Genomic DNA, 22,642 nt, shown 5'->3' with positions numbered 1-22,642 from the left:
CATGCGTCTGCTTGCCCTCACTCTGGCGCTGCTGCTGGCCTGTCATTCGGTCTGGGCCTGCGGCGAGGTGCCGGCGCAGGCGCGGGTGGTGGAGGGGGCGCAGTTCCGCCTCGTAGTGCTCGCCATGCCGGCACCGATCCCGCTCAACGCGCCTTTTGCACTCGATATCAGGCTGTGCAATGCCCGCATGGCCGAACTGCCGCGTCTTGCGGCGGTGGATGCCACGATGCCGGCCCATCGCCATGGCATGAATTACAAGCCTACACTCACCAAGCTGGACTGGGGGCATTACCGCGCCGAAGGCCTGCTGCTGCATATGTCGGGCGAATGGGAATTCGTGTTCGACTTCGCCGGCGCGCCGCAGCGTGAGCGGTTGAGTTTCCGTATCAACGCCCGATGAAGCGGTTCGTGGCCGGCTGCCTGCTGCTGATCCTGTGCGGTACGGCACAGGCATCGGAGGCACCGGTCTTCGATGCCGACCAGACCGACCGTATCCTCAGCCATGGACCCTGGCCGCCTGCAGTCGCGCCTGATCGCAGCAATCGCCTGTCGGGCAGGCCTGAGGCGATCCGGCTGGGCGCCGTGCTGTTCGGCGAGACCCGGCTTTCCGCCAATGGCGCGATCAGCTGCCAGTCCTGCCATCAGCCGCAGCATGGCTGGAGTGAAGCCAAAGCGCGCAGCGAAGGCCTGCATCGGCTCGACCGCAACACGCCGGGTCTCTTGAACGCCTGGCTGCAACGCTGGTTCGGTTGGGATGGCGCCAATGACAGCCTGTGGGCAGCGGCCATTCGCCCCATTCTGGCTGAAACCGAAATGGGCGGCTCGGTGGCCGCAACCGCACGGCTGCTGCGCGAGGATCGTCCGCTGGCTTGTCTGGCGCGACAGGCCGATCCGGCCGCGATGATGCTGGATGACGAAGGCCTGCTGGTGCTGGCTGCCAAGGCGCTGGCAGCGTTCCAGGAAACCCTGGCATCGCCGCGCACGCCGTTTGACGATTACCGCGATGCGCTGGCGGCCAATAATCGCGCCGCCATGGCGCGCTATCCGGCCAGGGCGCAGCGCGGTCTGGCGCTGTTCATCGGGCGCGGCCAGTGCGCCACCTGCCATACTGGTGCGAATTTCAGCAACGGTGAATTCCATGATACCGGCCTGCCATTCTTCGTCAGGGATCCTGGCCAGCCACGCCGGGTGGATCCCGGTCGTCATGGCGGCATTGCCCAGGTGCTGGCCAGTCCCTTCAATCTGCTCGGGCGCCATAACGATGATCCGGCCGGCTCCGCCGCCATCCCGGTGCGTCATGTCGTGCAGCTGCATCGCAACTGGGGGGAATTCAAGGTGCCCAGCCTGCGCAGCCTGATGGCGACCGCGCCCTATATGCATGACGGCAGCAAGGCCACCCTGCGCGATGTGATCGGGCATTATTCCGATCTTGATGAGGATCGCCTGCATGCCGATGGCGAGGCGATCCTGAAACCGCTGCGGCTCAGCGACGCTGAAACCGGGGATTTGCTGGAATTTCTGGAATCGCTCAGCGTGCCCGATGACACGGCGCAGCGGTATGAAGCCCTGCGCCGCGAGGCCGCCAGCGCCTGTCGGTGAAGCTCAGGCGTGCAGGATTTTTGCCGCAGCGTTGCGCAACGGAAGACTGATCGTCGCCACCGTGCCCTTGCCGGGCTGCGACTCCAGATCCAGCGTGCCGCCGTGCAGTTCGGCCAGCGATTTCACCAGCGGTAGGCCCAGGCCAGTGCCCTGATGCTCGCGGCTCAGCACACCACGCACCTGGCCGAAGGGCGCCAGCGCCTTGGGGATATCCTGCGCCGTCATGCCGACGCCGGTATCATGCACGGCGATTTTCAGAACCCGGTCGGTCAGCGTGGCCGCGACCCAGGCACGCCCGCCACGTGGCGTGAATTTTACGGCGTTGCTGAGCAGGTTGAGCAGCATCTGCCGCAGCATGCGTTCGTCGGCCTGCAGCTGGGGCAGTCCGTCGGGGACGTCGGCACTCAGTTCTACGCCGGCACGATCGGCCTGCATCTGCATCATCTCCAGGCTGTCGACGATGACGGCATGCGGATTGAGCGACTCGATATGTGGTTCCATGCGCCCGGCTTCTACCTTGGCCAGATCCAGCACATCGTTGATCAGTTGCAGCAGGTGTTCGCCGGACTTGCGGATGTCATCCACATACTCCAACTGCTTTGCCGGCATGGCACCGAAATAGCCGGCCAGCAGCGATTCCGAAAAGCCGATTATGGCATTCAGCGGCGTGCGGAATTCATGGCTCATATTGGCGAGGAAGGCGCTCTTCGACCGGTTGGCGACTTCCGCCATTTCCTTGGCATGCAGCAGCTCGCGCTCGGTGGCCTCGCGCTCGGCGATGTATTTGGTCAGCGCCACGGTGCGCTCATCGACGCGGGCTTCCAGCGTATCGGCCAATTCGCGCAATTGGTCCTGGACGCGGCGCAGCTCGGTGATATCGGAATAGGAGGTGACAAAGCCGACATCGGGGATCGGCGTGCCGATCACTTCGATGACGCGGCCATTGGGGCGGCGGCGCTGGATACGATGGGCATTGAATTGCCGCGCCAGTGCCACGCGCTCCGCGATCATGGCCTCCACATTACCCGGGCCATACTCGCCATGCTCTGCATTCCAGCGCACGAAGCTTTCAAACGGCGTGCCTGGACGGCCGAGCTCTGCCGGATAATCCAGCATCTGCAGGAAGCGCTGATTGCACATCAGCAGCTTCAGGTCAGTATCGAACAGCGTGATGCCGTGGCTGATCGTATCCAGAACCACATCGAGCATGCGGTTCTTGTCATGCAGCTCAACCCGGCGATCCTGCTCATGGCGGCGCCGTTCGGTGATGTCGCTGTAGACGGTGACCCAGCCGCCACCGGGCAGCGGATTGCCACGGATTTCCAGAACCGTGCCGTTGGGGCGCACGCGTTCGAAATGGTGGTGCTGGAATTTTGCCGCCAGCGCGATGCGTTCGCTCACCTGGCTGTCTACATCGCCGGGGCCATATTCGCCGCGCATGGCATTGTAGCGGTAGAAGGTTTCCACCGGCGTGCCGGCCGTGCCGAAACTGGGTGGGAATTCGAGCAGTTCCAGATAACGACGGTTACAGGCGATCAGCTTCAGCTCTTTGTCAAAGATGCTGATGCCCTGATCGAGATGGTCGAGACCCTGCAGGAGCTGCACATTCTGGTGCACGCCGCCCAGCTCCTTGATTGTTTACCGCTGCCTTAAGCTAAACCGGACCGCGCAGGAAAAAAATGGCGGAAAGCAGGACTATCGCTGCTAAGTGATCGTGGAATGCCTTTTGGGCATGAAAAAAGCCGCCTTGCGGCGGCTTCGTTCAGAACGCGAATAACGCGCAGTCCGATTACATCGAACCTTCACGCTGGGCGCGCTTGCGGGCCAGCTTGCGGGCGCGGCGGATGGCTTCAGCCTTCTCGCGGGCGCGACGCTCCGACGGCTTCTCGTAATGACCGCGCAGCTTCATCTCGCGGAAAATACCTTCACGCTGCATCTTCTTCTTCAGCGCCTTGAGCGCCTGATCAACGTTGTTATCGCGAACCAAGACCTGCACGAGGGGTCCATCCTTTCGGGTCAATAGAATTCCGTTTGCGGAGCTAGGCTCCGGCAAGTGGCGGGTTCTAACACGCTGTCCCGGCTTTGTGAAGCGACTTTGTGGATATCCGGGAGCATTATTCACTGGGTCTTAAGTCATTGGTGGAAATAGGTGATCTGGCGGCTTGGCGGCGCCGGCACTCTGGCCTAGGCTTCCGGCCATGGCAATTCTCAAGATCGCAAAGATGGGCCACCCGGTCCTGGCCCGCCCGGCCGACTCGGTGGCGGACCCGACCGCACCGGAAATCCGCCAGCTGATCGCCGATATGGTCGATACCATGGTCGATGCGCCGGGGCAGGGTCTGGCCGCGCCCCAGGTGCATGTGCCGCTGCGGGTGGCGGTGTTTCTGACCCCTGACGAGGGCGATGGCGAGCGCGAGCTGGTCACTCTGGTCAATCCGCGCTGGGAGGCGCTCGGGCCCGAGCAGGATATGGCCTGGGAGGGCTGCCTGTCGGTGCCAGGGATGCGCGGCCTGGTGCCGCGCTATACCCGCATCCGTTATGAGGGCACGCTGCCGGACGGCACGGCCCTTCAACGCGAGGTGGGCGGCTGGCATGCCCGGGTGGTCCAGCATGAGCTGGATCATCTCGACGGCATCCTGTATCCCCAGCGGATGACCGACCTGCGCGATCTGGTCTTTGAAAGCGAATTGCGGCATCGCGCGAGTCTGCGCCCGCAGGAGGCTGAAGAATGAGCGACGAGCATCTGCTGACCGAAAAGCGGGCACTGCTGGCAGCCATGCTGCTGCATGTGCCCTTCGATGGCTGGAGCGGCAAGACCCTGGCGCAGGCGGCTCAGGATTGCGGCTTTGACGCGGGCATGGCGAGCCGGGCTTTTCCCGGCGGTGCTGCCGCGGCGCTGGATTTCTGGGTGACGGAAACCGATGCGGCGATGCTGCGGGCGCTGGAAAGCCATGACCTTGCTGCGATGAAGGTGCGCGACCGGGTGAAACTTGCCGTGCTGACGCGGCTGGAGATCGTGGCGCCACATCGCGAGGCGGTGCGCCGCGCCCTGGCGCTGGAAGCCCTGCCGCAGCATGCCCCGCGCATGTTGCGGCAAGTGTACCGCACGGTGGATGCGATCTGGTATGCCGCCGGTGATACCGCCACGGACTTCAATTTCTACAGCAAGCGCATGTTGCTGGCCGGCGTCTATGCCGCAACCCTGCTGCATTGGCTGGACGACAAGTCGGAGGGTTTCGCCGGCACCGCGGCATTTCTCGACCGCCGGCTGGCCGATGTGATGCGCATCCAGCAGGCCAAGGGCCGGCTTGGCAAGCTGGTTGAAAAACTGCCGAACCCGTTCCGCAACCTGCGGCGGGCCTGACGGTTCAATATACGGAAATTTGGGGACTCAGACGGAGAGGCTGAGGAACTGGCCGGCCTGGCTCGGCTTCTGCAGCAGGTTGGTCGTGCCCTTGGCGGTGTAATTCAGAACCGCTGGCGGCGGCTCTGTCAGGGCCGAGCTTGAACTGCTGCTGGCGCTGCTGGAGGGCGTACCGAAGTAACTCTCGAAAGCCTGGGCGGTGGTCTGCGGCTCAGGCTGTTTCTCCGGCGGGTTTTCCGCCACCGGCGGCGGTGCATCAGCCAGATACGAGGTAAAGTGACTCACCTGCGCATATTGCTGCACAGCAGGATTGTCCGTGTTGCTGATCAGGGCACTCTTCGCCGACCGCTGCGGAACTCTCGCAACGCCGGCTAAGCCTGCACTGACATCCTCGATCGCCATGACCGCATCTCACCGAACCTTTGAGCGCTTCTGGGCCCAGGAAACGGCAATACCGTCGTTCTCGACAGCATGGTTAATAAATATTAACCAATAATATAGGGATTGATTGTCCGACCGCAAGCGGAACGTAACGGCATCATTGTGGCTTATGGTTGTGGGGCACTACCGGTGGGGTAGAGGCGGTTCACATGGCCCATCTTGCGGCCGGGCCGGGCTTCCGCCTTGCCATAGAGGTGCAGCTTGGTGCCGGGCTCAGCCAGCAGGGCGGGCCAGGCATTCACCTCGTCGCCAATCAGGTTTTCCATGACCGCGTCGCAGAGCCGGTCGCCGCTGCCCAGTGGCAGGCCGCAGATCGCCCGGATATGCTGCTCGAACTGCGAGGTCACGGCAGCATCCAGCGTCCAGTGGCCGGAATTGTGGACGCGGGGCGCCATCTCGTTGACCAGGATCCGGTCGCCGCAGTCGAACAGTTCGACCGCCATGACCCCGACATAGTCCAGGCCCTCGGCCAGGCTGGCGGCGATCCGTTCGGCTTCGGCGGCCAGCACCGGTTCGATCCGCGCCGGCGCGTAGGTGCGCCACAGGATATGGTTGCGATGGATATTCTCCACCGGGCCCCAGGACACGATGCGGCCGTCGCTGCCGCGTGCCAGCACCACCGACAGTTCGCGCCTGAAACTGATGAAGCCCTCGGCGATCAGCGCGTCGGATTTCAGCGCGGCGAAGGCCGGCGCGGTATCCTCGGTGCTGGCGATCTTGACCTGGCCCTTGCCGTCATAGCCCATGCGGCGGGTCTTGAGCACCAGCGGCAGGCCGAGCGGGGTGACCGCGCTGCACAGATCGGCAGGATTGGCGACCGGGCGATAGGGCGCGGTACCGATGCCGCGGCTGTTGCAGAAATCCTTCTCGAACAGGCGATCCTGGCTGATGCGCAGCGCTTCCGTGCCCGGGCGCACCGGCACCAGTTTGGCGATCGCGGCCACCGGATCGAAGGGGATATTTTCGAATTCGTAGGTCACCACGGCGCAGCTGCCAGCGAATTTCGCCATCGCGGCGGCATCGGTGTAATCGGCGCGGGTGACTCTCGCAGCCACCTCGGCCGCCGGCGGATCGGCTTCCGGCGCGAAGATGTGGCAGTGATAGCCCAGCCGCGCCGCCGCAATCGCCAGCATGCGGCCGAGCTGGCCGCCGCCCAGAATGCCGATAATGCTGCCGGGCGGAAGGGCGGCCATTACTTGCCGCGGCTCGGCTTGAGCTTGATGGCCTTGGTCTGCTTGGCGCGCCAGGCCTGCAGGCGCTGGGACAGTGCCGGATCGTTCAGCGCCAGGATCGCGGCCGCCAGGAGGCCGGCATTGATGGCGCCGGCCTTGCCAACGGCCAGTGCGCCCACCGGAATGCCGCCCGGCATCTGCTGGATCGACAGCAGAGAATCGAGTCCCTTCAGCGCCTTGCTTTCCACGGGCACGCCGAGCACCGGCAGATGCGTCATGGCGGCTGCCATACCTGGCAGATGGGCCGCGCCGCCGGCGCCGGCGATGATCACCTGGATGCCGCGCTGATCCGCACTGTTGGCATAGTCATAGAGCCGCTGCGGCGTGCGATGGGCCGAGACGATGCAATGCTCGGCCGGCACCTTCAGCGCGGCCAGCACGGCGGCAGCATGCTCCATGGTGGCCCAGTCGGACTGGCTGCCCATGATGATGCCGACCACAGGCTTCCCTGCGGGGAACTTCCCCTGGGGGGCCTTGCCAGTGCGGGCCTTGGCTGGCGAACCTTTACGCGGCGCCATGAGTTACTCCTGCGGCGGAAAGCGGCGGATTATAGGGAGCGGGGTCAGGGTGTAAAGCCGGACCTCGGGATTGAGCCGAATGTCGGGAAAGCGGGGCCGGTTCCTGCTGTGGCAAGGCCGTGCGATCCATGCTTTGTTAACGCTTACTGCGGCATGAGTAACGCAGACTGCCGCCACAGACGGCAATGCCTGGAAAGCGAGGCATAGTGAAGATCGAGGACCGTCGACCGGTCGGGCTGGGTACCACGACTCCTATCGGGTCGGGTGGCAGCGCGCGCCCTGTCGTTGGCTCCTCCGGTCCGGCTGCCGCACCAGCCACCGCGGCCGTCAACCCGGCCGCCACCGCCACCGTGATGGGGATTCCCGAACCTGAACTGACGCCGCGCGTGCGCGATGCGATCGTGCGGCTGATGGGCGAGGTGGATCAGCTGCGCGGCGAGCTGGGGCGCACGCGGCATCGACTGGCCGAACTCGAGCGCCTGGCCGACCGCGATACGCTGACCCCGCTGTATAACCGGCGCGCCTTCGTGCGCGAGCTGTCGCGCGCCATGGCGCATGTCGAACGCTATGGTCGGCCGTCCTGCCTGATCTATTTCGATCTTAACGGCCTGAAAGAGATCAACGACAAACACGGCCATGGGGCCGGCGACGCGGCCCTGATCCAGGTCGGCCAGATCCTGCTCGACAACACCCGCGAATTCGACGTCACCGCCCGGCTCGGCGGCGACGAATATGGCGTCATCCTGAGCGAGACCGATGCGCAGCAGGGCCGGGAGAAGGCTGAACATCTGGCCGAGGCGATTCGCCGCCGGCCGCTGCACTGGGAAGGCAAGTCGCTGCCGCTGGATGCGGCCTATGGCGTCTACCCGCTCAAGCCCGGCGAGGATCCGGGTGCGGCTTTGGCGGCCGCCGACCAGATGATGTACAGCCACAAGCTGTCACGCCGCACGGCGCGGGCCTGAGCTGGTGGCCCAGCCTGCCAGATTTCATCCGGTTTGACTCTAACTCCATCTTATTTGGGCTTATTCGATCCTTATTCCGGCTTATTCCTGGTTAAACCGCGCTAAAACCAGATTCTGGTCGCGAAAGCCGCTTGCATCTTGCGGCAAGGTTTGCTAGAACATATAGTGAACAATTATCCAATTTCAAGGAGGGGGGCTTGGCGCAGGACGGGGATTTCGTCGCGTATGTACAGGACTGCATGGCGGCCGCCGGCATGGGGCCGGTGCAGAGCGAGCGGCTGTTTGGCGGTCATGGCTTTCGCATCGATGGCGAGATGTTCGCGGTGATTCTGCGCGGCACACTGTTCTTCGTCGTCGACGATCAGACCCGGCCGCGTTTCGAGGCCGCCGGCATGGGGCCTTTCACCTATGCGCGCAAGAGCGAAACCCGCATGGTGCCGCGCTGGTATGAACTGCCCGAGGATGTGCTGCTGGATGCCGACGATCTGCGCGACTGGATGCGCGACGCGCTGGCCGCCGTGCGCCGCACCGCCAAACCTGCAGCCAGGAAGGCTGCGCCAAAGAAAATAATGCCCAAAAAAGCCGTGGCGCAGAAACCCACCGCCAAGAAAAAAGCCAGTAAAAATGCGGCAAAAAAGCTGGTTGGGAAAACCAAAACCCGGCCGGTGCGATGACGCCGCATCTGGCCGGGCTCGGGCTAAAATGGCGAAGGCTGCGGTTCAGGGTGACTGGCGCTGGATGCGGTCTTCACGCAGCCGCCGCTCGCGGGCCAGCATGAAGATGATCAGCAACGGCAGACCGCTCAGCATGGCCGAGAGGTTGGCGGCCACCAGCCAATCGACATGGAACCAGCTCACCAAACCGTCCGCGACGATGAAGAACTGGATGACGGCCAATACGATGAAGAAGGCAACACCGGGGAAAGCCATGATTGTCTCCTTTTCTTATGTGCTTGTGGCGTGTCACGACTGCATGGCCGGAGACTAGTCGAGGGCGTGCGCCGCCGCCGCCGACAAGGCTGTGACCCCCTGTGATCGCATTGTGACCGGCATACGGGGTTTTTTAGACGGGCTCAGTGGCCGGATCGGGCAGATTTGTACTCATAAGTTGTGATGATTCCGGGATGAGTTGTAGTATTCTACCCGCGATCCGAAGAGGGTCTCCGAGGCAAACAAGAGGCAGGAGCGGCGCCATGGGCGGGCTCGTTCAATCCCGGATCGGCCGATTCTGCATCGGCATGGCGGCCATCCTGGCGGCAGCAGCTTCCCTGCTGGCGGCAGATCCCGCGCAGGCGACCTCCAAGCGCCTGGCGCTGGTGATCGGCAATAATGCCTATGCCGATGGCGTACTGAAGAATCCGATCAATGACGCACGCATGATGGCGGCCACGCTGCGCGAACTGGATTTCGATGTTCAGGTGCTGGAGAACGCTGACCGCGTCAGCATGCAGCGTGCCGTGGTGGAGTTCGGCCGCAAGCTGCGCGACGGCTCTGTCGGCCTGTTCTACTTCGCCGGCCATGGCATGCAGGTGCGCGGCAGCAATTACCTGATCCCGGTCAAGGCCAGCATCGAAAGCGAGGAAGAGGTCGAAGTCGAATCCATGGATGTCGCCTATGTGATGGCGCGCATGGCGACGGCGAAGAACCAGTTTAACATCGTGATCCTGGATGCCTGTCGCAATAATCCGTTCCAGCGCAGCTTCCGCTCGGTCAGCAACGGGTTGGCTGCGATCTCGGCGCCGACCGGCACGATGATAGCCTATGCCACCGCGCCGGGCTCGGTGGCCAATGATGGCGATGGCGCCAACGGCATCTATACGTCGGAACTGGTGGCGGCGATCAAGCGGCCCGGCCTATCGATGGAGGAAGCCTTCAAGCAGGCGCGGGCCCGTGTGATCCAGCGCACCCAGGGCAAGCAGACGCCGTGGGAAAGTTCGTCGGTGGTTGGTGAATTCTCTTTCAAACCTTCGCCACCGCCGCAGGTTGCGGCCCTGTCGGCGCCGGTGCCGTCGCCCGGCTTCAATGACAATGCGGCCGAGATCGCCTTCTGGAATTCGATCAAGGACAGCCAGGATGCCCGTGACTTCCAGGCCTATATCGAGAATTACCCGAATGGTGCTTTCAACAAGCTGGCGCGCATCCGCATTTCCAACCTGCCTGACCCGGGTAGCAGGGTGCGGGCCGCTTCGGCGCCGGCGCCGGTGACGGGCCCGGTTGCCACGGCGCCCGCAGCAGCGGTGGTGATTGCCGCGCCCCCGCAGCCGGCATCGTCATCGCCAGCACCGTCACCAGCAGCATCGCCACCATCGGCACCGCCACCATCGGCACCGCCGACCGCGGTGGCGAGCCTGAAGGCAGCGCCCCAGTCATCCACGCCGGCCGTTTCGGCACCGATTGTCAATACCGAAGACTTCGAGGCCACCCTGCAGAAGAACTGGCCGGCCATCCAGGCGGCGATCAAGAAGCATATGGACGATCAGTTCGAGGTCTATCGTAATATCATTCCGGCCAATGACTCGATCACCGGGCTGCGCTTCTACAAGGCCGTCCTGCAGGACATCGTCGATGCCGGAAGCGGCAAGGTGAATGTGCTGGTTGAGGGTGCGCGCTTTGGCCGCCATGCCTTTGGCAGCATTCCGCTCTGGTCGAATTACACGGCCGTCTTCGGTTATGTGCTGAAGATCGTCGATGACAAGGTCATCATCGAAGACTACCGCTACATCTCCAAGACCTGAGGTCAGCGCCTGCCGTACCGCTTTTCAATGGCGGCATAGAGCGCCCGCAGGCCGGTGGCTTCGGCGCCCAGCGGGCGGCCGGGGCGCGGGCGCGGATTCCAGGCGAACATGTCGAGATGGGCGTAGGACTTCGTCTTGGTGACGAATTCCTTGAGAAAGAGGGCGGCGGTGATCGAGCCGGCAAACGGCACATCGGCCGAGTTGGTGATATCGGCCACCTTGCCTTCGATATACTCGCGATATCCAGCATGCAGCGGCATGCGCCACAGCGGATCGGCTGCACTTAAACCGGCGTCGAGCAGGGCCTGCGCCATCGCATCTTCCGTGGCATAGAGCGCCGGCAGATCGGGACCGACCGCCACGCGGGCCGCACCGGTGAGCGTGGCGGCATCGATCAGCCAGTCGGGCTTTTCGCTATCGGCCTCGGCCAGGGCATCGCCCAGCACCAGGCGGCCTTCGGCATCGGTGTTGCCGATCTCGACGGTCAGTCCCTTGCGGCTCGTCAGGATGTCGCCCGGACGGAAGGCGTTGCCCGAAACGCTGTTCTCGACGGCCGAGATCAGCAGGCGCAACCGCACCGGCAGCTTCATCGCCATGATGGCTGCGGCCAGGCCCAGCATCACGGCGGCGCCGCCCATATCCTTTTTCATATGCAGCATGCCGGCCGAAGGTTTCAGGTCGAGGCCGCCGGTATCGAAGCACACGCCCTTGCCGACCAGGGTGAGCTTCGGGTGCTTCGGGTTGCCCCAGCGCAGGTCGATCAGGCGCGGCAGGCGCACGCTGGCGCGGCCGACGGCATGCACCATCGGGTAGTTCTGCTCCAGCAGGTCGTCGCCGATGATGGTGCTGAACTCCGCGCCGCCCACCAGCGCCACGCCGCGCGCGGCTTCGGCCAGTTCCGCCGGGCCCATATCGGCGGAGGGCGTGTTGATCAGGTCGCGCGCCAGCACGATGCCGTCGTGCAGTGCGCTCACGCGCTGCTGGTTTGCCTTGGCCGGCCAGACCAGGCGCACGGTTTTCTTTTCGATCTTCTTGTAGCGGTCAAAGCGATAGGCATTGAGTGCCCAGCCCAGGGCCGCGGCGTCACCGGCTTTGGTATCCGTGAGCTTATAGTCGCCCGCCGGCAATGCGCCGGCGATGGCGGCAAAGGACCATAGGTCGGGGGCCTCACTGATGCCGGCCAGCACGCGGGCGGGCTTGCCCGTTTTGGCATCGGGCAGTACCAGCACCTGACCGGATTTGGCTTTGAAACCCTGCGCCTCGGCCAGTCCGGCGACCATGCCCTTTTCCCGGGACGCCCGCGTGACCCAGGCCTTGGCGGTCAGAGTCTCGACGGGAATGGCGGCGGCGGATTTGGCAATCAGGGTGACAGGCACGGCAATCCTCGGCATTGGAATGGTTCAATATGAATATGGGCGGCGGGCGATCCCTCGTCTATAAGGTGCCTGCCCAATTTGGGAAATACGCATCCTGACGCGGAGCCTATCGTGAGCGATCTCACCCCCAACGCTGATCTTGTTCTCGTTATCGGCAACAAGAATTACTCGAGCTGGAGCCTGCGCCCCTGGCTGGCGCTGAAGGCGACCGGCCAGCCCTTCCGGGAAGAGCTGATCGTGCTGCGCCGACCGGAAACCAAGGCGGAAATCCTGCTGCATTCGGCGGCTGGCAAGCTGCCCGTGCTCAAGCATGGTGACCTGACGGTGTGGGAAAGCCTGGCGATCTGCGACTACATCGCCGAGACTTGGCCCGATGCCAAGCTGCTGCCCACCGATACCCGGGCGCGTGCCGTGGCGCGCAGCGTGATGAGCGAAATGCACGCCGGCTTTGTGCCGCTGCGCCGCGAGCTGCCGATGGATATCGCCAAGCTCAGCCCGGCCGCCCAGCAGGGCGTAACCCCCAGCGAGGAGGCGCGGCTGGATATCGCCCGCGTGCAGCAGATCTGGCAGGACTGCCGTGGCCGCTTTGGCAAGCAAGGTGATTTCCTGTTCGGTGCCTTCAGCCTTGCCGATGCGATGTACGCCCCGGTGGCAACGCGGCTGCGCAGCTATGGTGTGGCGCTCGACCCGGTGTCGGAAGCCTATGTCAATGCAATCTATGCCTTGCCGGCGATGCAGGAATGGTGCGCGGCGGCGGCCCGGGAGGCGCCGCTGCCCGAAAACTGATTACGTAATCAGTTTCATCTCGCGATAGAAGCGTTCGGCCCCGGCATGCAAAGGCACGCTGACGCCGAGCAGGGCGGTGCCGAGCCGGATGCGCTGTGCCATCGCCGGGCCGGCATCGAGAATCTTGCGATTGCGCGGATGCCACAGGGCGCGCAGCAGCTCGTAGACTAGATCTGGGTCCAGGCTTTCCGGCCCGATCCACTGCATGCCGATGCTGAGCGTCTCGGTTTCCGGCACATCGCGATAGGTATTGCCCGGGATGAAGTCGCGGGTGAAAAACTGGTGCCGGCGCAATGCGCCTTCGATCTGGCGGCCCGATAACGGCACCACGCGGGCGATCTCGCGGTCGGTCAGGTCGCTCACCGTCGGTGCCGGCTGGCCGGAAATCAGGAAGAAGGCATCGAGCTGGTCTTTTGTCATCAGCTCCGCCGCTTCGCCGGGATCGACTTCGAGCAGGCGGATCTGGTTCAGTCGCAGGCCATAGGCGGCGAGGATGATCTCCGCATTGAAGCGCGTGCCCGAGCCGGTGCGGTCGATCGACACGCGCTTGCCGGCCAGTTCGCGGATATCGGTGATGTTGCTGTTGCGCCGCACCACCAGATGCACGGTCTCGGGATACAGGTTGGCCAGCACGCGCAGATTCGCCTGCTTGGAGCGACGGAAGTAGATGCCTTCGCCCTGGAAGGCACTGTAGACCAGATCGGCCTGGGCAAAGCCGGATTCGATGCTTTCATTGCCGATGGCGGCCAGATTGGCGACTGAACCCTGGCTGGTCAGGGCCACGGCGATCAGGCCGGGCACGCCGCAGCTGCCGCCTTTCTCGCAGGGACGGCTGCCAGGAGGATTCGAGATGGCAGAGGCCACCGTCACGCCGACCGGGAATGTCGTGGTATGGGCCGAGCCGGTGAGGATGCGGAAAAAGCCGCCGTTATCTTTCGCCGGGGCGGGGGCGGCTAGCCCGGGTGCCGCGACGAAGGCGGCACCGGCCAGAGTCGAGCCGAGCAGGAAGTCACGACGGCGGATAGCATGACTGGGCATGCCGTCGGTTATACGCCGGGCCTAAGGACCAGTCGAGCCGGCGGTTTCTGCAGCGGAGACTTTCCCCGGCCGGTCGAATTTCAGCTTGGCCACCAGCACGGCGGCGGTGAGGCCAAGCGTGACGCTATTGGCAGCGATCAGGCCGGGCGAGCCGATCAGCAGGCCATAGACCAGCCACAGCGCGATGCCGACATTCATCAGCAGGAACATGCCGAGCGAGATGTCGCGCGCCGAGCGGCTGCGCCACACCTTCACCACCTGTGGCACATAGGCCAGCGTGGTCAGGGCCCCGGCGATCAGGCCGATGGTTTCAATCGATTCGGACGTCATGCCGGCAATATACGCGCTCAGACGCGCGTGATGAAGGCGTTCTGCAGTTTGGCCACGGTGGCGCGCATCGCCGCATCGTCATAGGGCTTGGGCGGCTGTTTGCCCCAGACCGGGCCGGGCCAGGCGCCATCATCCTGGAAGCGCGCGATCACATGCACATGCAGCTGCGACACCACATTGCCCAAGGCTGCGGCATTGAGCTTGTGTGGCTGGTACACATGCTGCAGCACGCGCTGTGCCTGGGCGATCTCGTTGATCAGCTGCTTGCGGTGCTTTTCGCTCAGTTCGACGATCTCGGTGATGTTCTCAACGGCAGGAACCAGGATGAGCCAGGGATACTGGCTGTCGTTCATCAACTGGACCAGGCAAAGCTTCATGCGACAGACGGCGAAAGTGTCGCGGCGCAACTGGTCGTGCAGGGTGAACATCGACTAAGGTTCGCTTTCTTTTTTGTGCGGCGCGATGCCGTCCCGCGCTGATACCGATGTCCTGAGGATTTGTCCATGACTTTCAATACGTTGCCCGTTCTGCGCGTGAAACCGCGTGAAGACCGCCGTGTTAGGGGTGGGCATCCGTGGGTGTATTCCAATGAGATTGCACTGGACGCCGAAGCCAAGGCGGTTGCACCCGGTAGCCTTGTGCGACTCGTCGATGCCCAGGGCGATTCGCTGGGAACCGCCAGTTTCAACGCCCATTCGCTGATTGCGGCACGGCTGTGGAGCACAACCGCGACCGCGGTCGACGCCAGTTTCCTCGCTGCGCGGTTGCGCGCCGCGCTCGCCTTGCGGGAACGCTGCTTCGATCGTCCGTATTACCGGCTGGTGCATGCCGAAGCCGACGGCATGCCGGGCTTCATCATCGACCGCTATGGCGATGTGCTCTGTGTACAGGCCAATACCGCCGGTGCTGAGCATCTGCTGCCGGTACTGCTGGAAGCGCTGGATACCGTGTTGAAGCCGCGTGCGGTGGTGCTGCGCAACGACACGCCGGTGCGCGCGCTGGAGGGGCTGCAGCCCGAGATCCGGCTTGCCGCCGGCAGTCTGGACGATGCGCCGGCCATGGTGGAGGAGGGCGGCGTGCGGATCGCACTCGATCTGCTGGAAGGCCAAAAGACCGGCTGGTATTTCGATCTCGCCGGCGCACGCGCGATCATCGCCGGCCTCGCCAAGGGCGAGGAGATGCTGGATGTCTACTGCAACTCCGGCGCCTTTGCGCTGACCGCCGCCAAGGCGGGGGCAAAAAGCGTGCGCGGCATCGATCGTTCGGAACTCGCCATCGGCCAGGCAGTGCAGGCGGCCAAGGACAACAATCTCGGGCGCATCGCCCGCTTCGAGAAAGCAGAGGCCTTCCCGGCGCTGGAGCAGTTACAGGCCGAGAAGGCGAGCTTCGGCATCGTCGTCACCGATCCGCCGAACTTCGTCAAAAGCCGCAAGGATCTCGGTCCCGGCGCCAAGGCCTATCGTAAGCTGGCCAAGCTGGCGGCGCCGCTGGTCCGGCCCGGCGGGATCTGGTTCGTCGCCTGCTGCGCGCATCTGCTGCCGGGTGAAGTCTTTGGCAAGGAAGTGGCGATTGGCCTCAGCCTGGCCGGCCGCACTGGCCGCATCCTGTATTCCGGTGGCGCCGGCCCTGACCATCCGGTGCATCCGCATCTGCCGGAAAGTGCCTATCTGAAATGGCAGATTCTGCAGCTCGACTAAATCCGGGCGCAACTCTGCCGCAATTCCGCCACGGCCGAGCAACAGCATTGCATCCGGCAGGCTTCCGATAAAAACCGGCGCGTCCCGTGGCGGGCGCGCCGCCCCAGCAAGATCGGCTGAAGCAGGGATGTCTGCCCGAGACGACCATGCTGTCCGGCAAACCTCTGCTCCGTATCGCTGTGCTGCTGGCGCTGGCGATATTTCTGCCCGGCTGCGCGCAATACCACTGCATGTCACTGCCGGAGAGGGAGCAATGCTATGCCGCTTACGATGACTGGCGGCAATGCCAAAACCTGAATCGTCACCTGATCAGGCAAGTGGGTAGCGAGCGGTATGAGACATGTACGACCGAACGGGACCGCTGCGACAAGAAAGGCAAGAATTGCAGGCGCGAGCGGGAGGTCTGTCGTTGGGAAAGCAGGCCGATCTATGATTACAGCGGCTACAACGCCGGCGTGTCGCAATGCATGCGGTCTCAGGGGCTCGCGGCCTATGACGACTACTTCAACCGTCCGCTGTTTGCCACGTCCCTGTTCAGCGTCGGTTTAGGCCCCTGAACCACGGCTCCAGCCGTTCGATGGCGGCGTCGATGATGGCCGCATCCATGCAGAAGGAAAACCGGATATAGCGCTGGCCGTCGGCAGTGTTGAAATCCACGCCCGGCGCGGCCACCACGCCGGTCTCTTCCAGCATGCGCTTGCAGAAGGCGACGCTGTCATCGGTGAAGTCGCCGACATCGATATAAAGATAGAAGGCGCCATCAGGCGGGGCGAAGCGCGTGATGCCACAGCGCGGCAGCATCGCCAGCAGGGCATCGCGGTTGCGTTTATAGGCGGCAACGCGGGGCGCCAGTTCGGTATCCGCTTCCAGCGCAGCGACACCGGCGATCTGCGACAGCGTCGGTGCGGAAATCTGCAGGCTGCCATGCAACGCCTCAATGCGCGACACCAGCCGTTCGGGCAGCACCAGCCAGCCGAGCCGCCAGCCGGTCATGCCCCAGTATTTCGAAAAGCCGTTGATGACGATGGCATCGTCGCCGGCGGCGAGCACGGTTTCGGCCGGCTGGTCATAGGTGACGCCATGATAGAGTTCATCGACGATCAGCCACAGGCCGCGCTGGCGGCAGGTGGCATAGATCGCGCGCAGCTCGGCGCCGGATAGCATGGTGCCGGTGGGGTTGGCCGGGCTGGCGACGACGACGCCTTTCACATGCGCGGGCAGGGCGGCGATCATCTCGGCCGTCACACGATATCCCGTCGAGGCATCGGTGGTCAGGCGATAGGGGATCAGGTCGATGGCCTTCAGCGTGCCGCGATAGGCCGGATAGCTGGGCTCGACCACGGCTACCGTGTCGCCGGCGGAAAACGCGGCGAGGAAGGCGAGCATCAGCCCTGCCGAGGTGCCGACGGTGACCGCGACGCGGGAGGCTGGAATGTCGAGGCCGTGGCGGCGCCTGTACAGCTGTGCGATGCCCTCGCGCAGGGCCGGGATGCCCAGCGCCTCGGTATAGCCCAGTGGCTTGCCGCTGGAGAGCGCCGCCTGTGCCGCGGCGATGGCGGCCTGCGGCGGCGGCAGGGTGGGTTCGCCGGCCAGCAGGCTGATCACCTTGCCGCCGGCCTTCACCCGCGCATTCACCGCCTTGAAGATCTCCCACATCTGGTAGATCTCGACATCGCTGCGGGCCGATGGCGTGGCGGCAAAAACCGTGTCGATATGCTCGAGCATCTCAGTCCGGAGAATAGCACACCGCCTCGATGCGATAACCATCGGGGTCGAGGATGAAGCCGGCGTAATAGGTCGGCGTGTATTGCGGACGCAGGCCGGGCGGGCCGTTATCGGTGCCGCCATGCCGGAGTGCAAAGGCGTGGAAGGCATCGACTGCCGCGCGGCTCTCGGCGCGGAAGCACAGATGGAAACAGGATTTCGGGTCGGCGGGTACCGGACTGTCGGTGCGGTCGATCCAGAATTGCGGCTGCTTGGCGCCATAGGCGATGCCGTAGTCGCCTTCATAGAGCCGGGTATAGCCAAGCGGTTTGAGGGCGGCGTCGTAAAAGGCGCTGGAGCGGCCGATGTCGCGGACGCCGATGGAAATATGATCGAACATATCTAACCTCTTTATCGGTTAGATGGAAGATAGCGGGAAAACGCGCCATTGGCCAGCGCGACGCCAAGGCTGACGGCCACAATACCGGCCCAGGTGACCGGCTCGGGCCATTCGCCCAGCATCGGCACCGCCAGCAGCGCGGTCAGCGCCGGGGTCAGGGCGGCAAAAGCCGCCGCCGGTGCGGCGCCGAGCCGGCGCACGGCAAAGCCATAGGCCGCCATGCTGAGCAGGCCCGAGGCGACCGACTGTACCAGCTGGACGCCGATTTCGAACACCGGCGCGGTTAGCAGCCGGCTGTCGAACCACAGAAGGTAAACCGGCACATAGAGGATAAACGAGGTGACATAGACCAGGGCGGCAGCCTGCCATGCACCGATGCCGGTCTTTTTCAGCGCGATGGTGTAGCTGGCCCAGAGCGCACCGCAGAGCACGAACATCAGATCGCCGCGCCAGGCCTGGCCGGTACCGTCGATCACCTGCCAGCCGCCGACCGCGACGGCCCCCAGCAGCATCAGGCCGGTGCCCAGGCGGCGCTGCAGGTTGAAGCGTTCGCCCAGCAGCAGCACGGCGAACAGCGCGGCAAACAGCGGCATGCTGCCGGGCATCAGCGCACCGGCATGGGCGGCGGGCGCGAAAAACAGCCCGGTGCTGCTGATCAGCATGAAGGGCAGGCCGGCACCGGCAATCAGGATGATGAACCAGAAGGGGCGCCGGTCGTCGCGCGGCGTGCCGCCCGGTGTCTTGAGAAAGCGGAGCAGGACGGGAACCAGCAGCAGCGCCGGCAGCAGCAGGCGCAGGAAGACGACATCCCCCAGGGCCAGCGAGCCGGTGACGCCAAAGCGGGTGGCGACCAGGCCACCCGCCCAGAGCAGCACGGTGGCCAGCGCGGCGGCGGCCCCCAGCAGCCGGCCCTGGTCGGCGACGCCCAGGCCGGCGGGTGCGGGAGAGGAGGGGGCAAGGCTGCTGTCGGCAGACATGGGAAGACTCCGGTGCGGTCGGCAGACACAGGATGGCCGCAAACCGGCCGGCATGTCCTTGCGAATTCTGCCGTTTGTATGATTATCTCAGCAACATATGGCAATAAATGACAGTATCTGAGGCAGATAGTGCCAAATATGAACCTAGACGCCCTTGATCGCAAAATCCTGGCCGCCCTGCAGCAAGACGCGCGGCTGAGCAATGTCGATCTGGCGGAAAAGGTGGGCCTGTCGCCCTCGCCCTGCCTGCGCCGGGTCAAGCGGCTGGAAGACGAGGGCTATATCCGCAGCTATCGTGCCGTGCTGGATCGCCGCAAGGTCGGACTCGGCCTCACCGTCTATGTCGATATCAAGGTGGAGAAGCATTCGGCCGAGAATGCCGCCAGCCACCAGCGCATGCTGGAGGCGATCCCGGAGGTTGTCTCGGCGCATATGGTGTCGGGTGAGGCGGATTTCTTCGCCGAGGTGGTGGTACCCGATCTTGCGGCCTACGAGGAATTGCTGACCCAGCGCTTGTTGTCGCTGCCGATGGTCAAAGACATCCGTTCGAATTTCGTCATCCGGCCGATCAAGACCGACGGCGCGCTGCCGCTCGACCACCTGTCCGAGGGCTGAACCGCCCGCCAGTCGTGCCGCATGCCGCCCAGCGGGGATAAACCGCCGTCCCCTCGACTCTTTTTTGGCCCCACCGTATAGTCCGGCGTTCGCCGTAAAGCCGCCATATTGCCTGCCTATCAGACTGCCTGCCGGAGACGGTGCGGGCCGTTCGGGCCGGCACGGGTCGCATCGGCGCCGCGTTGCAATTCTGCCCTGGGGCATACGTGTCTAAGTCTTTGGCCATGCGCTATTCGGGACTGTTCGTCCTTCTCCTCGTCGCCATCCTCAATCTGGCCGGCTGGGCCTACATGAACCGCCCCATCGAACCTCGCCCCTGGGGCGAGGTGATCGCGGGTATCGATTATTCGCCGTTCCGTGGCGACCAGGATCCGCGCACCAACAAATTCCCCTCCGAGGCCGAGATCGAGCAGGACATGCAGATCCTTGCTGGCCAGGTGCGGCAGGTGCGCACCTACTCGACGCTGGACGGCCAGGGCGAGATCGCCAAGATCGCCGGCCGCTATGGTCTCGAGGTGATGCAGGGCAGCTGGCTCGATGGCCGCCTGGAGCGTAACGAGGAAGAGATCAAGAATCTGATCGAGGTCGCGGCGACGCAGCCGAATATCCGCCGCGTGCTGGTCGGCAACGAAACGCTGCTGCGCGCCGACATGCCGATCCAGGATCTGGTCGACTATATCCGCCGGGTGCGAACTGGCCTGGCCAATCGAGGCAAGCATATCGAAGTCTCGACGCCGGAAACCTGGGACATCTGGCTGCGCTATCCGCAGCTCGGCCGCGAGGTGGATTTCATCGCCATCCATCTGCTGCCCTACTGGGAGGGCCAAGCGCCCGACAAGGCCGTTGAATATGCGCTCAGCCGCTATCAGCAGGTGAAGGACGCCTTCCCGACCAAGAAGGTGGTGATCACCGAAATCGGCTGGCCGTCGGAAGGCCGCATCCGTCGTGACGCGGTGCCGAGCCCGAGCAGCCAGGCCGGCTTCCTGCGCGCCTTCCTCAACATCGCCAACCAGCGTGGCCTCGACTATTACATCCAGGAAGCCTTCGACCAGCCGTGGAAGCGCAATATCGAAGGCTCGGTCGGCGCCTACTGGGGTGTCTTCAATGCCGACCGCACGCCGAAATTCCCCATGGTGGGTCCGGTCAGCGACCGGCCGCACTGGCCGCAGCTGGCGGCCGCCTCGATCCTGCTGGCGCTGCCGCTGATGGCCTGGTTCCTGGCACGCTGGTCCGACCTGCGCTTCTCCGGCCGCACCTTTTTTATCGCCCTGATCCAGGTGATCACCAGCGCGCTGGTGATGGTGGTGGATTCCGGCCTGCGCACCTATATGAGTCCGGGCATCGCGCTGATGTGGGCCATGCTGCTGCCACTGCTGCTGCTGCTGTTCATGGTGGTGCTGGCGGAGGGGCTCGAACTTTCCGAAGTGATCTGGTCGAACCGGCGCCAGCGGCATTTCCTGCCCTTCCGCACCGATGTCGAACGCGCCTGGCCCAAGGTGTCGATCCATATCCCGGCCTATAACGAACCGCCGGAGATGATGAAGCGCACGCTGGATGCACTGGCCAAACTCGATTATCCGAATTTCGAAGTGCTCGTGATTGATAACAACACCAAGGACGAAAAGGTCTGGCGCCCGGTCGAGGAATATTGCCAGCAGCTCGGGCCGGAGAAATTCCGCTTCTTCCATGTCTCGCCGCTGAAGGGCTTCAAGGCCGGCGCGCTGAATTTCGCCTTGCGCAACACCGACAAGGAGGTCGAGATCGTTGGCGTGATCGATGCCGATTATCTGGTCGAGCCCGACTGGCTGAAATCGCTGGTGCCGTATTTCGACCGCGCCGATATCGGTTTCGTGCAGGCACCGCAGGATCACTACGACTGGAAGAACGACCGCTTCAAGGAATTCATCAACTGGGAATATGCCGGCTTCTTCCAGATCGGCATGGTCCAGCGCAACGAGCGCGACGCCATCATCCAGCACGGCACCATGACTCTGGTGCGCAAGGCGGCCATCGACCATGTCGGCATCTGGGCCGAGTGGTGCATCTGCGAGGATGCCGAGATGGGCCTGCGCCTGCTCGCCGGCGGCTGGCACTCGGTCTATACCGACAAGCGTTATGGCTATGGTCTGACGCCGGACAGCTTCTCGGGCTACAAGAGCCAGCGCTTCCGCTGGGCCTATGGCGCGGTGCAGATCATCAAGCGCCACTGGCGTGACATGCTGCCGGGCGACGATCGCAAACTTGACCCGATGCAGCGCTATCATTTCGTCACCGGCTGGCTGCCGTGGTTCGCCGATGCGCTGGGGCTGGTGTTTGCCATTGCCTCGCTGCTGTGGACCGTGGGCGTGCTGATCCTGCCGAAGTATTTCGAGCTGCCGCTGGCGCTGTTCCTGCTGCCGGTGGTGGCAGTGTTCGGTGCCAAGCTGGCGCAGTTCCTCTGGCTCTACAAAATCCGCGTGCCCTGCACGCTGCGCCAGCGGCTGGGTGCCGGCCTCGCCGGCCTGGCGCTGACCTATACGATTGCCAAGGCGATGATCTACGGCCTGTTCACCTCCAAGCTGCCGTTCATCCGCACGCCCAAGCATGAGGACCAGGCCGCCGTCGTGCAGGCGCTGATCATGGCGCAGGAGGAAGCCCTGATTGCCGTGCTGCTGCTGCTGGCCGGCATCGGCATGTGGAATTTCCAGGGCGGCGAAGATCCCGAAGCCCGCCTCTGGGCCATCGTGATGTGGGCGCAGTCGATGCCATACTGGGCGTCGCTGATCCTGGCCTTCATCAGCACGGCGCCGAAACCGCCGAGCAAGACCGCTGCGATCCCGGTGCCGAGCGAGACGGCCTCGCAAGGCAGCCCGGCCCAGTAACCCCAAGC

25 protein-coding genes are annotated in these 22,642 nt (G+C 64.1%); 12 read left to right on the top strand and 13 right to left on the bottom strand.

Translation table 11 applies throughout. The annotated features are described in order from the left end of the window. The first annotated feature begins 1 nt into the window (after position 1). Both AAG821_RS14520 and AAG821_RS14515 read left to right on the top strand, forming a co-directional pair. Positions 2–400: a hypothetical protein gene (locus tag AAG821_RS14520; RefSeq protein WP_341914176.1), complete on the top strand. Its 399-nt coding sequence runs from the start codon at positions 2–4 to the stop codon at positions 398–400. Next, positions 397–1,599, top strand: a complete 1,203-nt coding sequence (locus AAG821_RS14515; protein WP_341914178.1) for a cytochrome c peroxidase — start codon at positions 397–399, stop codon at positions 1,597–1,599. The genes AAG821_RS14520 and AAG821_RS14515 overlap by 4 nt, the downstream gene beginning before the upstream one ends. Positions 1,600–1,602: 3 nt before the next feature. Here the strand turns inward: AAG821_RS14515 and AAG821_RS14510 are convergent, their stop codons facing one another. Both AAG821_RS14510 and rpsU read right to left on the bottom strand, forming a co-directional pair. After that, the gene (locus tag AAG821_RS14510) at positions 1,603–3,216 is read right to left on the bottom strand and encodes a PAS-domain containing protein (protein WP_341914180.1); all 1,614 of its coding nucleotides are present in this window, start codon (positions 3,214–3,216) and stop codon (positions 1,603–1,605) included. Between the two features lie 172 nt (positions 3,217–3,388). Continuing rightward, positions 3,389–3,595, bottom strand: coding sequence for a 30S ribosomal protein S21 (gene rpsU / locus AAG821_RS14505; RefSeq protein ID WP_144069020.1), 207 nt, complete (start codon positions 3,593–3,595; stop codon positions 3,389–3,391). A 202-nt stretch (positions 3,596–3,797) separates the two neighbouring features. Between rpsU and def the strand changes: the two genes are divergently transcribed. Together def and AAG821_RS14495 are read left to right on the top strand one after the other, a co-directional pair. Then, the gene (gene def, locus AAG821_RS14500) at positions 3,798–4,331 is read left to right on the top strand and encodes a peptide deformylase (protein WP_341914182.1); all 534 of its coding nucleotides are present in this window, start codon (positions 3,798–3,800) and stop codon (positions 4,329–4,331) included. Continuing rightward, positions 4,328–4,963 carry a COQ9 family protein gene (locus AAG821_RS14495; RefSeq protein WP_341914184.1) on the top strand — a complete coding sequence of 212 codons (636 nt, stop codon included), beginning with the start codon at positions 4,328–4,330 and terminating at the stop codon, positions 4,961–4,963. Before def ends, AAG821_RS14495 begins: the two co-directional genes overlap by 4 nt. A gap of 27 nt (positions 4,964–4,990) precedes the next feature. On the opposite strand, the gene AAG821_RS14490 is transcribed toward AAG821_RS14495, so the two are convergent. The 3 genes from AAG821_RS14490 to purE all read right to left on the bottom strand — a co-directional run bounded on the left by AAG821_RS14490 (position 4,991) and on the right by purE (position 7,061). Next, entirely contained in the window at positions 4,991–5,365 is a 375-nt protein-coding gene (locus AAG821_RS14490; RefSeq protein ID WP_341914186.1) for a hypothetical protein, read from the bottom strand. Positions 5,366–5,511: 146 nt separating this feature from the next. Further along, positions 5,512–6,597 carry a 5-(carboxyamino)imidazole ribonucleotide synthase gene (locus AAG821_RS14485; protein ID WP_341914188.1) on the bottom strand — a complete coding sequence of 362 codons (1,086 nt, stop codon included), beginning with the start codon at positions 6,595–6,597 and terminating at the stop codon, positions 5,512–5,514. Further along, positions 6,597–7,061 (bottom strand): 5-(carboxyamino)imidazole ribonucleotide mutase, encoded by a 465-nt coding sequence (gene purE / locus AAG821_RS14480; protein ID WP_341914214.1) that lies wholly within the window; start codon positions 7,059–7,061, stop codon positions 6,597–6,599. Before purE ends, AAG821_RS14485 begins: the two co-directional genes overlap by 1 nt. Before the next feature lie 299 nt (positions 7,062–7,360). Here purE and AAG821_RS14475 point away from each other — a divergent pair, with 299 nt between their 5' ends. After that, complete coding sequence (locus tag AAG821_RS14475; protein WP_341914190.1) at positions 7,361–8,116, top strand: GGDEF domain-containing protein; 756 nt, start codon at positions 7,361–7,363, stop codon at positions 8,114–8,116. Between the two features lie 197 nt (positions 8,117–8,313). After that, positions 8,314–8,790, top strand: coding sequence for a TfoX/Sxy family protein (locus AAG821_RS14470; protein ID WP_341914192.1), 477 nt, complete (start codon positions 8,314–8,316; stop codon positions 8,788–8,790). A 45-nt stretch (positions 8,791–8,835) separates the two neighbouring features. Here AAG821_RS14470 and AAG821_RS14465 read toward each other — a convergent pair whose 3' ends face one another. Next, positions 8,836–9,045, bottom strand: a complete 210-nt coding sequence (locus AAG821_RS14465; protein ID WP_341914193.1) for a hypothetical protein — start codon at positions 9,043–9,045, stop codon at positions 8,836–8,838. A 263-nt stretch (positions 9,046–9,308) separates the two neighbouring features. On the opposite strand from AAG821_RS14465, the gene AAG821_RS14460 reads away from it, so the two are divergent. Further along, the gene (locus AAG821_RS14460) at positions 9,309–10,850 is read left to right on the top strand and encodes a caspase family protein (RefSeq protein WP_341914194.1); all 1,542 of its coding nucleotides are present in this window, start codon (positions 9,309–9,311) and stop codon (positions 10,848–10,850) included. A gap of 2 nt (positions 10,851–10,852) precedes the next feature. Here AAG821_RS14460 and AAG821_RS14455 read toward each other — a convergent pair whose 3' ends face one another. Beyond that, on the bottom strand, positions 10,853–12,226 hold the full coding sequence (locus tag AAG821_RS14455) for a leucyl aminopeptidase family protein (protein ID WP_341914196.1): 1,374 nt from the start codon (positions 12,224–12,226) through the stop codon (positions 10,853–10,855). Positions 12,227–12,337: 111 nt separating this feature from the next. Here AAG821_RS14455 and AAG821_RS14450 point away from each other — a divergent pair, with 111 nt between their 5' ends. After that, positions 12,338–13,012, top strand: coding sequence for a glutathione S-transferase family protein (locus AAG821_RS14450; protein WP_341914197.1), 675 nt, complete (start codon positions 12,338–12,340; stop codon positions 13,010–13,012). On the opposite strand, the gene AAG821_RS14445 is transcribed toward AAG821_RS14450, so the two are convergent. The 3 genes from AAG821_RS14445 to AAG821_RS14435 are packed head-to-tail and all read right to left on the bottom strand — an operon-like array spanning position 13,013 to position 14,808. Further along, positions 13,013–14,050 carry a TAXI family TRAP transporter solute-binding subunit gene (locus AAG821_RS14445; RefSeq protein ID WP_341914198.1) on the bottom strand — a complete coding sequence of 346 codons (1,038 nt, stop codon included), beginning with the start codon at positions 14,048–14,050 and terminating at the stop codon, positions 13,013–13,015. Between the two features lie 21 nt (positions 14,051–14,071). Beyond that, complete coding sequence (locus AAG821_RS14440; protein ID WP_341914199.1) at positions 14,072–14,380, bottom strand: SemiSWEET transporter; 309 nt, start codon at positions 14,378–14,380, stop codon at positions 14,072–14,074. A 17-nt stretch (positions 14,381–14,397) separates the two neighbouring features. Continuing rightward, a complete protein-coding gene (locus AAG821_RS14435; protein ID WP_341914200.1) occupies positions 14,398–14,808 on the bottom strand; it encodes an HIT family protein in 411 nt (136 codons plus the stop codon). A 75-nt stretch (positions 14,809–14,883) separates the two neighbouring features. Between AAG821_RS14435 and AAG821_RS14430 the strand changes: the two genes are divergently transcribed. Both AAG821_RS14430 and AAG821_RS14425 read left to right on the top strand, forming a co-directional pair. Beyond that, the gene (locus tag AAG821_RS14430) at positions 14,884–16,077 is read left to right on the top strand and encodes a class I SAM-dependent rRNA methyltransferase (protein WP_341914202.1); all 1,194 of its coding nucleotides are present in this window, start codon (positions 14,884–14,886) and stop codon (positions 16,075–16,077) included. Positions 16,078–16,223: 146 nt separating this feature from the next. Next, positions 16,224–16,634, top strand: a complete 411-nt coding sequence (locus tag AAG821_RS14425) for a hypothetical protein (RefSeq protein ID WP_341914203.1) — start codon at positions 16,224–16,226, stop codon at positions 16,632–16,634. On the opposite strand, the gene AAG821_RS14420 is transcribed toward AAG821_RS14425, so the two are convergent. Genes AAG821_RS14420 through AAG821_RS14410 form a run of 3 tightly spaced genes read right to left on the bottom strand, consistent with a single transcriptional unit; the run spans position 16,612 to position 19,158 of the window. After that, positions 16,612–17,802 carry an aminotransferase class I/II-fold pyridoxal phosphate-dependent enzyme gene (locus AAG821_RS14420; RefSeq protein WP_341914205.1) on the bottom strand — a complete coding sequence of 397 codons (1,191 nt, stop codon included), beginning with the start codon at positions 17,800–17,802 and terminating at the stop codon, positions 16,612–16,614. The genes AAG821_RS14425 and AAG821_RS14420 overlap by 23 nt on opposite strands. A gap of 1 nt (position 17,803) precedes the next feature. Further along, positions 17,804–18,181, bottom strand: a complete 378-nt coding sequence (locus AAG821_RS14415) for a VOC family protein (RefSeq protein ID WP_341914207.1) — start codon at positions 18,179–18,181, stop codon at positions 17,804–17,806. A gap of 11 nt (positions 18,182–18,192) precedes the next feature. Next, a complete protein-coding gene (locus AAG821_RS14410; RefSeq protein ID WP_341914209.1) occupies positions 18,193–19,158 on the bottom strand; it encodes a DMT family transporter in 966 nt (321 codons plus the stop codon). 138 nt (positions 19,159–19,296) lie between these two features. Here AAG821_RS14410 and AAG821_RS14405 point away from each other — a divergent pair, with 138 nt between their 5' ends. Both AAG821_RS14405 and AAG821_RS14400 read left to right on the top strand, forming a co-directional pair. Next, the gene (locus AAG821_RS14405; protein WP_341914210.1) at positions 19,297–19,773 is read left to right on the top strand and encodes an Lrp/AsnC family transcriptional regulator; all 477 of its coding nucleotides are present in this window, start codon (positions 19,297–19,299) and stop codon (positions 19,771–19,773) included. Between the two features lie 206 nt (positions 19,774–19,979). Continuing rightward, positions 19,980–22,634, top strand: coding sequence for a glycosyltransferase (locus AAG821_RS14400; RefSeq protein WP_341916322.1), 2,655 nt, complete (start codon positions 19,980–19,982; stop codon positions 22,632–22,634). Positions 22,635–22,642: the final 8 nt, after the last annotated feature.

Origin of the sequence: Ferrovibrio terrae, assembly GCF_943372915.1 — a bacterium.
Taxonomy (GTDB): domain Bacteria; phylum Pseudomonadota; class Alphaproteobacteria; order Ferrovibrionales; family Ferrovibrionaceae; genus Ferrovibrio; species Ferrovibrio terrae_A.
This window is presented reverse-complemented; position numbering and strand designations above follow the sequence as displayed.

What these genes read in the sequence shown, in the direction of transcription:
- AAG821_RS14520 (WP_341914176.1), top strand. Translation starts at nt 2, where the DNA reads ATGCGTCTGCTTGCCCTCACTCTGGCGCTGCTGCTGGCCTGTCATTCG.
- AAG821_RS14515 (WP_341914178.1), top strand. Translation starts at nt 397, where the DNA reads ATGAAGCGGTTCGTGGCCGGCTGCCTGCTGCTGATCCTGTGCGGTACG.
- def (WP_341914182.1), top strand. Translation starts at nt 3,798, where the DNA reads ATGGCAATTCTCAAGATCGCAAAGATGGGCCACCCGGTCCTGGCCCGC.
- AAG821_RS14495 (WP_341914184.1), top strand. Translation starts at nt 4,328, where the DNA reads ATGAGCGACGAGCATCTGCTGACCGAAAAGCGGGCACTGCTGGCAGCC.
- AAG821_RS14490 (WP_341914186.1), bottom strand. Translation starts at nt 5,365, where the DNA reads ATGGCGATCGAGGATGTCAGTGCAGGCTTAGCCGGCGTTGCGAGAGTT.
- AAG821_RS14485 (WP_341914188.1), bottom strand. Translation starts at nt 6,597, where the DNA reads ATGGCCGCCCTTCCGCCCGGCAGCATTATCGGCATTCTGGGCGGCGGC.
- purE (WP_341914214.1), bottom strand. Translation starts at nt 7,061, where the DNA reads ATGGGCAGCCAGTCCGACTGGGCCACCATGGAGCATGCTGCCGCCGTG.
- AAG821_RS14465 (WP_341914193.1), bottom strand. Translation starts at nt 9,045, where the DNA reads ATGGCTTTCCCCGGTGTTGCCTTCTTCATCGTATTGGCCGTCATCCAG.
- AAG821_RS14460 (WP_341914194.1), top strand. Translation starts at nt 9,309, where the DNA reads ATGGGCGGGCTCGTTCAATCCCGGATCGGCCGATTCTGCATCGGCATG.
- AAG821_RS14445 (WP_341914198.1), bottom strand. Translation starts at nt 14,050, where the DNA reads ATGCCCAGTCATGCTATCCGCCGTCGTGACTTCCTGCTCGGCTCGACT.
- AAG821_RS14440 (WP_341914199.1), bottom strand. Translation starts at nt 14,380, where the DNA reads ATGACGTCCGAATCGATTGAAACCATCGGCCTGATCGCCGGGGCCCTG.
- AAG821_RS14435 (WP_341914200.1), bottom strand. Translation starts at nt 14,808, where the DNA reads ATGTTCACCCTGCACGACCAGTTGCGCCGCGACACTTTCGCCGTCTGT.
- AAG821_RS14430 (WP_341914202.1), top strand. Translation starts at nt 14,884, where the DNA reads ATGACTTTCAATACGTTGCCCGTTCTGCGCGTGAAACCGCGTGAAGAC.
- AAG821_RS14425 (WP_341914203.1), top strand. Translation starts at nt 16,224, where the DNA reads ATGCTGTCCGGCAAACCTCTGCTCCGTATCGCTGTGCTGCTGGCGCTG.
- AAG821_RS14420 (WP_341914205.1), bottom strand. Translation starts at nt 17,802, where the DNA reads ATGCTCGAGCATATCGACACGGTTTTTGCCGCCACGCCATCGGCCCGC.
- AAG821_RS14415 (WP_341914207.1), bottom strand. Translation starts at nt 18,181, where the DNA reads ATGTTCGATCATATTTCCATCGGCGTCCGCGACATCGGCCGCTCCAGC.
- AAG821_RS14410 (WP_341914209.1), bottom strand. Translation starts at nt 19,158, where the DNA reads ATGTCTGCCGACAGCAGCCTTGCCCCCTCCTCTCCCGCACCCGCCGGC.
- AAG821_RS14405 (WP_341914210.1), top strand. Translation starts at nt 19,297, where the DNA reads ATGAACCTAGACGCCCTTGATCGCAAAATCCTGGCCGCCCTGCAGCAA.